We start from the raw sequence: 12,034 nt of genomic DNA, 5'->3' as shown, positions 1-12,034 counted from the left end.
ATCTACTGTGACAGTTCAGAATCTTCATGCAATTCGGCTGCGATCGCCTTAGACTCTGAGCAGGGCCAGCGGTATACTTAACTCTTAAGGATTCACAAATCTTCTCAGTCACAGCTCGATTCTGATGCTCTACCTGGCTCAGGTGACAACACGAGATTCTGAAGGGAAGGCGGGACTAAAGTTGCTTGCCCAAAAGCGTGCTGACTACGTATGGGCAGTTTGTGAGTCCGGAGATATTGTGTGGGCCGAAGCATCCGAACGTTATGCAACAGGCATGTTGGTTCTCGTGGAGCTAAGCAGCTCGATGAAGATCAAGCAGGTGCAGGATGCGAAAGATTGGGTGTTGGAAATTGTGCAGGATTATCTGACCGCCGGGGTTTCACCCGCGCTGCTCCACGAAGAAGCGCAGAGGGCCGAGCAGTGGCGGCAATCTTACACCATGAAAGAGCAAGAGATTGGACGACGGGCGCTAGAGGTTGAGGCCTGGCGGGATCAGATCCAGGAGTTGGAGGAAAATCTAAAGCGCGAAAAAAAGCAGATTGAGATGATGGCAAACGCGCTACGCCTCAATGCAGACCCTAGCGCAGGCTCTCATGCTGAAGAAATCATTGCGGCTTCGATGGAGGAGCCAGCGGAGCAGGGCATTACGGTGGCTAGCGCAGGCTCTCATGCTGAAGAAACCATTGCGGCTGCTCCTGTGAACCACAACCACAGCGCGGGCAAAGATGCTCCAGTGCAAAGCCCTTCAGAAGAATCGCAGCCTGTCTAGAGTTCCTGGCTTGCTTTAGAAGACGGAGCCACTGGTCGCCAGTCCTCAAGACGTTTTGACCTTTTCGCTGAGGGCGATCGCTGGGTCTGGCAGGGTATCTGCGGTTGGGAATAGAATTCGCTCAATGCGGTCTAGGGCTAGACCCAGATCATCGTTGACGACCTGCACATCAAACTCGTCAGCCGCATTGATTTCAGCGCGGGCCCGCTCCAGCCGACGGGCGATCGCTTCTTCCGAATCTTGCCCCCGCCCCCTCAAACGATGTTCTAGCTCGTGCAGCGAAGGCGGCAGCACAAAAATTCGCAGCGCTTCTGGGAAGGTGTCTCGAATTTGCCGTGCCCCTTCTAGCTCAATTTCTAAAATGACCCACTTCCCCTCCTGAACTGCTGTCTCCACAGGGCGGCGGGGCGTGCCGTAGCAGTTGCCTGCAAACTCAGCCCACTCCAGCAGTTCCCCTTGGTCAACCAGCGCCTGAAACTCGGCACGACTCAGAAAAAAATAGTGCTGACCATCGACCTCTCCAGGACGCGGCGCACGAGTCGTCGCTGAGATCGAGAGATAAAGCTCAGGATGCCGTGTCATCAAGGCTTTCAAGAGCGTGCCCTTGCCAACCCCGCTCGGCCCAGTTAGGACAATTAGCCTGCCACTTGACCAACGCTCTTGCATGTAACAACTGCAACCAAAATCTTTAGGATCTTCATTCTACATGCAGTTGAAGATCTGATTCAGTCTTCATATCAGCCGCCTCTTGCGCTGCGGCTGTTCGGGACTGGGGCTAGTCATCACTGTTGTCTTTGCTCACCATGAAGCGGTTGGCGACTGTTTCAGGCTGAATCGCTGACAACACCACATGTCCAGAATCAGTCACAATGACCGCACGAGTGCGACGACCATAAGTAGCATCAATTAACTGTCCGCGATCGCGGGCATCGCTGATGATACGCTTGATAGGGGCGGACTCGGGGCTGACAATGGCAATCACCCGATTTGCAGACACGATATTCCCGAAGCCGATATTAATGAGCCGGATGTCCATACGAATCCATGCGGAATTAGAGATTGAGCGAAACTGATGTGTGAAATCGAGGGATTGCCCTAAAGAAAGCGGCACACTGGCCGCCTCACAGAGAACAATACGTCTATGCCTTTCAAATACTTGCAATTAGTTGCAATAGTTCTAAGGGGAGCGATGCACTCAGGGAACATCCTCAACTGCTTCAGTGCGAGAAGTCACAGACATATATCCCTAACTCAAAATTGATAGTAATCATTCTGACCAATAATAAGATGTTTTACGCACATATTTTCAACTTGTTAAAGCCAAATCTGATGCTGTTTTTCGCAATTTTGCAATCAGGAATCTGCCTATGAATTTTGTGTACCACGAATCTTGACTCATCCTGCTTCACCCGATTGGGTGAGGTTTTTAGCAAAAGTGTGAATGTTAGAGAAAAACCCGCTATTCACGCTAAGAAAATCCGCTATTTCTCCATAGATCTCCATACAAAGAAATAGATTTCAGCAAGAGTGAATGCGGATCTTCATAGAAATCTTCATAGAAAGTAGATCTCCAGAAAATCTGTGCAACCCGTTGACTACACGACTCTGATGGCTGCCTGCGCTGAACTGCGAGCAACCTGGCTCCCGGCTCGGCTGGAGCAGGTTGTGCAGCGCGATCGCCACACGATCGCCCTCTGCCTCCGCACGCTGGATCAGCGCGGCTGGCTTACGCTTTCCTGGCATCCGCAAGCCGCCAGAGTGTGCATCGACCCGCCACCGCCCAAAGGGCCCGACACGTTTACCTTTAGCCAACAACTGCGGCATCAGCTTAACGGATTGGCGCTGGTGGCGATAGAGGCGATCGCCCCCTGGGAGCGGGTGCTGGATTTTCAGTTTGCTCGACGACCCGGCGACCCTGCCCTATGGCATCTCTATGTGGAGATCATGGGCAAATACAGCAACGTAGTGTTAACAACTGCTGACAATCAAATCGTTACTGTGGCGCATCAGGTTAACGATCAGCAGTCGAGTGTGCGTCCGGTGCTGACGGGGCAGCCCTACGAGTTTCCCCCTAGCTTGACTGAATCCGTGCCCAGCCTGGAGGAGCCGCTAGAGCGCTGGCAGGAACGAGTGGCGCTGATTCCCGGCCCGCTCAAGCGCAACTTGCTAAAAGCTTATCGCGGGCTGAGTTCGGCACTGGTGCGGCGGCTGATCGCAGCGGCAGGTCTCGATCCGGAGCGTCAGACAGATTCGCTGAGCGAGGCAGAGTGGGCCCGGCTGGGCGATCGCTGGCGGGCCTGGCTGACGGCGCTGCAAACCGAGCAGTTTTCCCCCGGCTGGTTGTCCGATGGCTACACCGTGCTGGGCTGGGACGATGCGCTTCCGGCTGAGTCAGTACAAGCGCTGCTCAGCCGCTATTACACCGACGAGCTAAACCGCCAGGTTTTCTCGCAACTCCGCCATCAGCTGAATCAGCGGCTGACGAACCTGCTCAACAAGCTCTACGTCAAAGCGGCAGACTTCCAGGCGCGGCTGGTGCAGTCTGACGAAGCCGACCGCTATCGAGCGCAGGCCGATTTGCTCATGGCGCACCTGCACGAGTGGCAGCCAGGGCTAAAATCCATTGAGCTAGCAGACTTTGAGACCGGCGAACCCGTCAACATTGCCCTTGATCCTGAAAAGAACGCCGTGCAGAATGCCCAGGCGCTTTACAAGCGACACCAAAAATTGCGGCGATCGCGCCAGGCCCTTGAACCGCTGCTGGCCGACGTGCAGGCCGAGATCGCCTACCTGGAACAGGTGCAGGTTGCCGTCCTGCAAGTAGACACCTACACCATGCCAGAAGACTTAGAAGCACTCGAAGAAATTCGCGACGAACTAATCCAGCAGCGCTATCTCGACGACCCCGACCAGCGCTATCGAGGAACTGCGGCGACGAACACAAACTTCCGCCGCTACACCACGCCCAGTGGCTTTGAGGTTCTCATCGGGCGCAACAACCACCAGAACGACCAGCTCATCTCGCGCACTGCGACCGACTACGACCTCTGGTTTCACAGTCAGGAAATTCCGGGGAGCCATGCCCTGCTGCGGCTGCCAGCGGGTGCAGTGCCAGAGGATGCCGACCTACAATTCACGGCTGACCTCGCTGCCTACTACAGCCGCGCTGCCCAAAGTGATCAGGTTCCCGTCGTCTACACGGAACCGCGTCATGTGTATAAACCTAAGGGCGCACGACCCGGCACAGTGATTTACAAACAGGAGCGGGTGATTTGGGGACAGCCGCAGCAGGCTAGGCGTTGGCTGGAGTCTGCTGCCAGTTCTGCTCCCGTCTCTACGCCAGAACCCGTTGCGCCATGAGTCGGGTCGCAGGCTTGGTGATCTTGTTGCTCAGCGGGGTGGGGCTGTTTCTCAGCCTGTGGACGGTTGTGCCTGCGCCGACCCTTGCGCTGCTGCCGCTGGGCGTGGGTGCGCCGGAAATCAGCCCACTTTTGATGTTGGTGAATGGGCAGGTGGGGCTGGATGCAGTCGTCCTGTTTTCCGCCAGCCGTCGTCCTGCGGCTCGGCGCATGGCCCGCAGCGCGATCGCCCTCAGCCTGGCCGCCCTTTTGCTCAGCAGCATTCCGCTGGTTCAACTGCCGGGAGCCATCCAGCGGGCAGCACAGGCGATGCAGACGACGCTAGGCGACACTTACGATTTGCCAGGAAATTCAACCCAGAACGGGCGATCGCGCCCATTTGTCTTTTCCGACCTAATTCGCGGCATTCCTGTTGCTGCCGAAGTCACCGCAGAGTCGATCGAGTACGCCGCAGCCGACGGCACGCCGCTCCGCCTGGTGAAGTATCAGCCCGTGGTGCGTCCGTCGGAGCCGATGGGGGCGATCGCCGCAATCTATGGCGGTGCGTGGCGATCGGGCGATGCCGACGAAAACGCGCACTTTAACCGATATCTGGCGGCGCGGGGCTATACGGTGATCGCGCTGGACTATCGCCACGCGCCAGAGCATCCCTTCCCGGCGCAGCTTCAGGATGTGCAGCAGGGGCTACAACTGATTCGCCAGCGGGCGGCGGAATGGGGCGTGGAGGGCGATCGCCTTGCCCTGCTTGGCTGGTCGGCAGGCGCACACCTGGCCACCTTGGTCGCCTTCCAGCCCGATGCCGTGCCCGTGCGGGGAATCGTCGGCTACTACGGCCCGGTAGACCTAGCGGAGGGTTATCGCAATCCGCCGCGCCCTGACCCCATCAACACCCGCGCTTTGCTAGAAGACTTCCTGAGCGGCACGCCAGACACCGAACCCGCCGAATATCGCGCCGCCTCGCCGATTACTTATGTGCGCCCCGGTCTGCCGCCTGTGCTGCTGATCTATGGCGATCGCGACCATGTGGTCAAGCCGGAATTCGGCCAGCAGCTTTACCAAGCACTCCGTGCCAATGGCAACACCGCCGCCCTAATCCGCCTGCCCTGGGCAGAACACGCCTTCGACGCGATCTTTCGCGGCATCGGCAACCAGATCGCGCTGTATCATGTGGAGCGGTTTCTGGATTGGGCGATCGCCCAGTAGAAGGATTTTGGATTTTGGAGGCAGGGTTGAAATCGTTAGCATGGGGTTCTGGCAGTATCCTCAATCGGCGATCGCCAGCGCGATCTTTCCAAGGCAGGAACCTGCTTCCAGTAGCCGATGCGCCGCTGCTGCCTCGGCCAGCGGAAAGACATGGCTGAGAACAATACGAAGCTTGCCCTGGTCGATCCACTGGGCGCAGCGCTGGAGAATTTCTGCCTGGTGGGTCTGGGCAGATTCTAGTCCCTGGAGCATGGGAGTAAGCATGAGTTCAAAGCTAACCCGCAAGTTGCGATCGCGGGCCGTCTTCCAATCCGTCTGCGGGTCGGGCGCAAGGATCGATACCACATCGCCATACACCCGCGTCATCGCGAAGCACTGCGACAGCACGCTGCCGCCCACCGTATCAAAGCTGACATCCACCCCAGCGCCCTGGGTCAGCGCCATCACTTCAGCCACAGGATTGGTGGTTCGATAATCGATCGTGGCGGCGGCCCCCAGATCTCGCGCCAGTGCCGACTTTTCCTCAGTGCTAACGGTGGTGTAAACCCGCGCCCCCATCAGCCGCGCCAGTTGAATCGCCACATGCCCCACACCGCCCGCGCCCGCCTGCACCATCACCGTCTGCCCCGACTGGAGCCGAGCGCGATCGCACAAGGCTTCCCAAGCAGTAATCAAGACCAACGGCGCAGCAGCCGCTTCGGCAAAACTCAGCGTGGCGGGCTTGGGCGCAACGCAGCGTTCTTCTACCACGGCAAATTCTGCGTAGGTTCCCGGCGTTCCGCCCAGCCCGCCCTGGCAAAAGTACACTGCCTCACCAATATGAAACTGTTTCACCCTGGCTCCAACCGCCTCGACCACGCCCGCTCCGTCGCAGCCCAAAATTGCGGGCATCTGATCCGGGTAAAACGTGCCGCGCTTCCGCAGCTTCGTGTCAATCGGGTTCACGCCTGCCGCCTTCAGGCGTACCAGCAGCGCAGTATCGCTCGTCAGGCGGGGTTCAGGAACGTTGTGCAGTTGCAGCACTTCCGGCGCACCTGGCGCAGTCATTAGGACGGCTTTCACCTGGGTTTCCTCCTCGTTTAGCCAGACAGAGCAAGCGTTTAGCAGCCTGTGAACTGGACGTAAAGTTTCAGCCCAGCCTGCTCCGAATTGTAAGGCCGCAGGCTGAAACCGCACCCGCTGCTGAGTCAGCAAGTTACACTAGTGCTATCCAACTGAATCCTGTGCCCTGGCACGACTGAAAGCTGTAAGGTATGCGTGATTTTCGACCCCGCCCGCTGACCCCAAAAACTCCTCTGCCCCGCACCCGCTCTACTCGAACTGCCCGCGCTGCGGCGACAGGTGCAGTGGCAGCGGTCTGGCTGGCGTTGCAAGCCGTGCTGGCCGCCCCGCCCGCGCTGTCGCAAACCAGCACAGCCCGGTCTCAAGAGCGCCTCAGCTACACGGGGCTGATCGAAAAAATTGAAGCAGGGCAGGTGTCCAGGATCGAGGTCGATTCTGCGCGGGGTGTGGCGCAGGTCTACCTGAAGGATCGCAGCAATACGCCGCAGGAAGTCATTCTCTTCAGCAATTCAGACGATAACCAGGCGCTATTTGAAACGGCACGGGATAATAACGTCGATGTCGCGGCTCAGTCTTCGGCAGATAGCAGCGCGGTTTCCTGGTTTATTACCAATGCGCTGCTGGCGTTTCTGCTGATTGCAGGGCTGCTGATGATCTTGCGCCGCTCTAGCAATGCCTCTGGGCAGGCAATGAACTTTGGCAAGTCTCGCGCCCGCTTCATGATGGAAGCTAAGACGGGCGTGACGTTCGACAACGTGGCAGGGATTGAAGAAGCAAAAGAGGAACTGCAAGAGGTGGTGACGTTCCTGAAGAAGCCGGAACGCTTCACCGCCGTCGGGGCTAAGATTCCCAAAGGCGTGCTGCTGGTGGGGCCGCCAGGAACTGGGAAAACGCTGATGGCCAAGGCGATCGCCGGAGAGGCAGGCGTTCCCTTCTTCAGCATTTCCGGTTCAGAATTTGTGGAAATGTTCGTCGGCGTGGGCGCATCCCGCGTCCGCGACCTGTTCAAAAAAGCCAAGGAAAATGCGCCCTGCATTATCTTTATCGATGAGATTGATGCGGTAGGACGGCAGCGCGGCGCGGGCATCGGCGGCGGCAACGACGAGCGGGAGCAAACGCTGAACCAGTTGCTGACCGAGATGGACGGCTTTGAGGGCAACACGGGCATCATCATCATCGCGGCTACCAACCGGCCCGACGTACTAGATTCGGCGCTGCTGCGTCCCGGCCGGTTCGACCGTCAGGTGCAGGTCGATTTACCCGGTTACAACGGTCGTCTGGGCATTTTGGAAGTCCACGCCCGCGACAAGAAGCTGGCAAAAGAGGTGTCGCTGGAGGCGATCGCCCGCCGCACGCCCGGGTTCTCTGGGGCTGACTTGGCAAACCTGCTGAACGAAGCTGCCATCCTCACGGCCCGCCGTCGCAAAGAAGAAATCACCCCGCTGGAAATCGACGATGCCATCGACCGCATCACCACGGGCATGACGCTAACGCCGCTGCTCGACAGCAAGAAAAAGCGACTGATTGCGTATCACGAGGTCGGCCATGCGCTGCTGATGACCCTGCTGAAAAACTCCGATCCGTTGAACAAAGTGACCATCATCCCCCGCTCCGGCGGCGTGGGCGGCTTCGCGCAGCAGACCTTCAACGAAGAGATGATCGATAGCGGACTGTACACCCGCGCTTGGCTGCTCGACCGCATTACAATCGCGCTGGGCGGTCGCGCCGCTGAGGAAGAGGTGTTTGGTGACTCGGAAGTGACCGTTGGAGCCAGCGGCGATATTCGCGTGGTCGCCGATCTGGCCCGTGAAATGGTGACCCGTTACGGCATGTCTGATTTGGGCCCCTTTGCGCTCGAAAGTGGCAACAATGAAGTATTCCTGGGGCGGGATCTAATGTCGCGGTCGGAATATTCCGAGGAAATTGCCGTCAAGATCGATCATCAGGTTCGCGATATTGCCACCCGGTGCCACCGCGAAGCCCGCCGCATCATCCGCGAGAACCGTGCCCTGGTAGACAAGCTGGTAGAGATTTTGCTGGAGCAGGAAACCATTGATGGGGAACAGTTCCGCAAGATTGTAGCCGAGTCGGTGGAGTTACCCGAACAGCAGCTTGCTGCCCAGGGGATTTAGCTTGCCTACGCAACGAATGCCCCATTAGCCGTCTGCCAGGAATAGCCCTGTTTCAGTGCAGATGCCCTGTAGCGGGCGATCCCAGGGATCTCTTGGCAGCCGGGGCACACGGGCATACTCAAACACAATGCCAATTGTGGGTTTGCCCCGCCACTGGGGCGCACTCAGCATCCGGTCATAAAATCCGCCGCCGTAGCCCAGCCGATAGCCCTGCACGTCACACGCCAGCGCCGGAACCAGGATCAGGTCTACCTCTGCGGGGCTGAGCTGGAGCGACAGGGGATGGGGTTCCGGGATACCAAACGCCCCCGTTTGCAGCGGGTAGGCGCGGGGCATCCCGGCTCCATCGGGCGACCAGCGATGCCAGACCATTTCCTTTTCAACACAGCGGGGAAAGCCCCAACGCTTGGGCAAATGAAACAATGGGCTGAGGTCAGGCTCTTGGCGCACGCTGAAGTAGGCGAGAACCGTCCGCGCCTGAGCAAATCCCTCCCAGCTTTGCAACCGGGCACAGAGGCGATCGCTCTTTTCGCGCCACAGGTCAGGATGCATCGTCTGACGGGCCTTGAGCAGCGATCGCCGTCGAATGGCCTTTTCCTGATCACGGTCAGCTTGGGAACCAGCGGTGAGATCCAAGGGGTTAGAAGTTGGGGTGAGAAGTTGGGGTGAGAAGTTTGGGTGAGAAGTTCGGGTGAGAAGTTGGGAATCCAGAAAATTGGCGCACTCCGCACCCGTTTCGTAACTTACTCTAGAAGCTTTTGCGCTGGTGTGGCAAGCCAGATTATCGACCCGACAGCCACGCTAGCTCAACCACTGTCAGGTCGTACCAAAAGCCGGAGCTTGCCGGAACCTGCTGGAGGCGATCGCCACACTGCCGCGCCCCCAACTGACCGCAGGCCAAGCTCAGCAACTCCTGCTGCGACACCGGGCGGCCGCTGGGCGTGAACCAGTTTGCGCCGAACCGAGCCGATCGCCCGTTGGGATAAAACCAGGACGAGCCAGCGGTGAGCAGTTGCCCATTGGGATATTGCCAGGACGATCCAAAGCGCCCTGCGACCCCATTGGGATAGTTCCAGCCGTTGCCAAAGCGGGCAACCTGTCCATTTCCCCAGCGGCTCAGGCTAGTGGCTACACCGCCACTGCTGCATACCGCCAGTTGCGCTCCGGTGACGGCATCGCTGAGGGAACTGCCCGCATCCCACATATAGGAAAGCCGCGCCATCACGGTCAGATCGGTGCAGTCTTGCGTAGACACCAGCGGCAGGGGATTGGGCGGTTCTGGTCGGCGGCGCGGGCGATAGTCGTAGCGGGGATAGCAATCGTAACCGGGATAGCAGCGGGGCAGTCGATTCCTGTAGGGATTGCCTCGCGAATCGCGCCGATAGTCATCCCACCAGTCGGGATCGTCGCGCCAGTCGTCGGGATCTCGCTCGTGGCGATCGCCCCGCCGCCGGATGATGATTCGCTGTGCCAGTTCGATGGGCGCTGGGCGGGCACTGGGTTCCGCCACTGGCTGGGCATAGAGACTCATTGCATGGAGACGGGTTGCCGAACCCTTCAGCGGCATCGCCAGCCCGCCCAAGAGGGCCAGCGTCAGGGCAATTCCCGTCGGGAAAGTGCGCTGCACCGCTTGCGCGAACGCTTCGCGAATCGCCCGATGTCGTGGGGTTGGGTGCGGCGATTTCCGCAGGGATCGCTTTGCGAATCGCGTCCGCCTCATCGCATTTTGGAACAGCTGAAGCAAACCAGTTTGAGGGTGTAGCATTTGACAGAACGGCGCTTGAGGAATCTAAACGGAACGGGCGATTGCAGGGTACGCAGCAGGTATCCGACGGCCGGGCGTGAGACATGTGGACTGAAAAGCTTGCCAAAAATCCAAAACCGCCAATCTAAAATCCAAAATCGCTAGAATCGTCAAAATCGTTCGATTGCAATACCCGCGGCAAATAGCGGATCTGCGTGCTGGCATCTGCGCCCAGTTCGCTGTGGGCGGCGGCGGCGAGTCGTCCGGCGGCGGCGTGCCACCAGGTGGCCGCGGCCACGACTGGCTCCAGGGGTAGATTGCGACGCGCCGCCTGAGCCAGCAGCCCGCCCAGCAGCCCCGTCAACACATCGCCACTGCCGCCTCGTGCCAGGGCAGGCGTGCTGTCTGGATTCAGCCACACAGCCGGATGCTGGGTTGTGCCGATCGCCACTTTTGCCCCCTTTAGCAGCACGATCGCCCCAGACTGCTGCGCGGCACGGCGCACCGTTTCGATGCGATTCCCGCAGGGATCGTTTTGCGAATCGCCCTGTTCCTTCCTTCCCGACGCTGCCCCCAGATCGGGAAACAGACGGCGAAACTCGCCCGGATGCGGCGTGAGGACGGTTGGAGCAGGTCGGTTCCGCAGCGTGGGAACTGGGTCGAGCGTCGCCAAAATATTCAGCCCGTCGGCATCTAGCAGCAGCGGCGTGGGTGTTTCCAGGAGTTGCTTGACCAGGCTCACTGGCTTGCGGGTCAGCCCACAACCGCAGGCGATCGCCGTGTAGTCTGACAGGTTCAGGTCTTCAGGCAAGTGGGCGATCGCCCCCCCTTCTGTTTCTTCGCAGCCCCACACCAGTGCATCCGGCACCTGCGCCACCACCATCAGCCGCAAAGATTCCGGCACGGCCACCGACAGCATCCCCACGCCGCTGGCCCGCGCCGCCTGCGCCGCCAACAGCGCTGCCCCGGCATATTGCCGCGATCCGCACACCAGCAGCAAGTGTCCCTCGCGGTACTTGTGCGTCGTGGCAGATCGGGGCAGCGGGAGAGCGGCGATCGCCCGCTGTGGCGTGATCCGGCAAAGATCAGGCGGGGTTCCCAGCACCTCGACAATATCCGCCAAGGGCAGGTCAAAATCAAGCAGTTCCGCCTGCCCAATCCAGTCTTGCCCCTGGTCTTGCAAAAACGCCTGCTTCCACAGCCCCAGGCAGAAAGTGCGCGTCGCTCGCACGGCCGTTCCCAGCACCGCGCCAGTGTTGGTGTGCAGTCCAGAGGGCAGGTCAATGCTCAGCACGGGTTTCTGCCAGGTGTTGATCTGGTCAACCGCGGCGGCGATGTCGCCAGAGAGCGGCCGCGTCAGCCCAAAGCCAAACAATCCGTCGATCAGCACATCGCAATCTGCCAGCTCGTTTAGCGCCACCTGGGGAATGCCCAAACTGGCGGCATAGTGGGCATGGCAAGCCGTTAGCTCCTTGAGACTGGCAAACGGCGCAAAAAGTTTCACATCATAGCCGCGAAAATGCAGCTCCCGCGCTACCACCAGCGCGTCGCCCCCGTTGTGCCCCGGCCCGACCAGGATGCCAAATGTCGTTCGCGCGTCGGGATACAGCTCACACACGCGCCGGGTAATTAGCCCCGCCACCTTTTCCATCAGCGCCGCCACGGGCATCCCCGCTGCAAACACCCGCGACTCGATGGCTGCCATCTGGCTGGCCGAAACGACAAACTGCTGAATCTGGGTGTGCCGCATGGGAGGGCTTGGAGG

General features: G+C 59.4%; 10 protein-coding genes. 4 read left to right on the top strand and 6 right to left on the bottom strand.

Going from position 1 to position 12,034, the window contains the following annotated elements:
• Positions 1 to 274: 274 nt before the first annotated feature.
• Positions 275 to 769: a hypothetical protein gene (locus tag O77CONTIG1_RS25525; RefSeq protein ID WP_197673182.1), complete on the top strand. Its 495-nt coding sequence runs from the start codon at positions 275 to 277 to the stop codon at positions 767 to 769.
• A 45-nt stretch (positions 770 to 814) separates the two neighbouring features.
• Here O77CONTIG1_RS25525 and gmk read toward each other — a convergent pair whose 3' ends face one another.
• Both gmk and remA read right to left on the bottom strand, forming a co-directional pair.
• The gene (gene gmk, locus O77CONTIG1_RS12345; RefSeq protein WP_068510973.1) at positions 815 to 1,435 is read right to left on the bottom strand and encodes a guanylate kinase; all 621 of its coding nucleotides are present in this window, start codon (positions 1,433 to 1,435) and stop codon (positions 815 to 817) included.
• Between the two features lie 109 nt (positions 1,436 to 1,544).
• Positions 1,545 to 1,805, bottom strand: a complete 261-nt coding sequence (remA, locus tag O77CONTIG1_RS12340; protein WP_068510970.1) for an extracellular matrix/biofilm regulator RemA — start codon at positions 1,803 to 1,805, stop codon at positions 1,545 to 1,547.
• Positions 1,806 to 2,350: 545 nt separating this feature from the next.
• On the opposite strand from remA, the gene O77CONTIG1_RS12335 reads away from it, so the two are divergent.
• Together O77CONTIG1_RS12335 and O77CONTIG1_RS12330 are read left to right on the top strand one after the other, a co-directional pair.
• Positions 2,351 to 4,129: an NFACT family protein gene (locus tag O77CONTIG1_RS12335; RefSeq protein ID WP_068510969.1), complete on the top strand. Its 1,779-nt coding sequence runs from the start codon at positions 2,351 to 2,353 to the stop codon at positions 4,127 to 4,129.
• Positions 4,126 to 5,331 (top strand): alpha/beta hydrolase, encoded by a 1,206-nt coding sequence (locus O77CONTIG1_RS12330; RefSeq protein WP_068510967.1) that lies wholly within the window; start codon positions 4,126 to 4,128, stop codon positions 5,329 to 5,331. Before O77CONTIG1_RS12335 ends, O77CONTIG1_RS12330 begins: the two co-directional genes overlap by 4 nt.
• A gap of 60 nt (positions 5,332 to 5,391) precedes the next feature.
• Here the strand turns inward: O77CONTIG1_RS12330 and O77CONTIG1_RS12325 are convergent, their stop codons facing one another.
• On the bottom strand, positions 5,392 to 6,393 hold the full coding sequence (locus tag O77CONTIG1_RS12325) for a zinc-dependent alcohol dehydrogenase family protein (protein WP_068516495.1): 1,002 nt from the start codon (positions 6,391 to 6,393) through the stop codon (positions 5,392 to 5,394).
• A 191-nt stretch (positions 6,394 to 6,584) separates the two neighbouring features.
• Between O77CONTIG1_RS12325 and ftsH the strand changes: the two genes are divergently transcribed.
• Complete coding sequence (gene ftsH / locus O77CONTIG1_RS12320; protein ID WP_084782571.1) at positions 6,585 to 8,525, top strand: ATP-dependent zinc metalloprotease FtsH; 1,941 nt, start codon at positions 6,585 to 6,587, stop codon at positions 8,523 to 8,525.
• A gap of 24 nt (positions 8,526 to 8,549) precedes the next feature.
• On the opposite strand, the gene O77CONTIG1_RS12315 is transcribed toward ftsH, so the two are convergent.
• The 3 genes from O77CONTIG1_RS12315 to O77CONTIG1_RS12305 form a co-directional block, all read right to left on the bottom strand.
• Positions 8,550 to 9,161 (bottom strand): 5-formyltetrahydrofolate cyclo-ligase, encoded by a 612-nt coding sequence (locus O77CONTIG1_RS12315; protein WP_156435214.1) that lies wholly within the window; start codon positions 9,159 to 9,161, stop codon positions 8,550 to 8,552.
• A gap of 145 nt (positions 9,162 to 9,306) precedes the next feature.
• Complete coding sequence (locus O77CONTIG1_RS12310) at positions 9,307 to 10,245, bottom strand: hypothetical protein (protein WP_156435212.1); 939 nt, start codon at positions 10,243 to 10,245, stop codon at positions 9,307 to 9,309.
• A gap of 169 nt (positions 10,246 to 10,414) precedes the next feature.
• Positions 10,415 to 12,019 (bottom strand): bifunctional ADP-dependent NAD(P)H-hydrate dehydratase/NAD(P)H-hydrate epimerase, encoded by a 1,605-nt coding sequence (locus tag O77CONTIG1_RS12305; protein WP_068510963.1) that lies wholly within the window; start codon positions 12,017 to 12,019, stop codon positions 10,415 to 10,417.
• Positions 12,020 to 12,034 lie beyond the last annotated feature (15 nt).

It is taken from the genome of Leptolyngbya sp. O-77, from assembly GCF_001548395.1.
Lineage (GTDB): Bacteria > Cyanobacteriota > Cyanobacteriia > Elainellales > Elainellaceae > Thermoleptolyngbya.
This window is presented reverse-complemented; position numbering and strand designations above follow the sequence as displayed.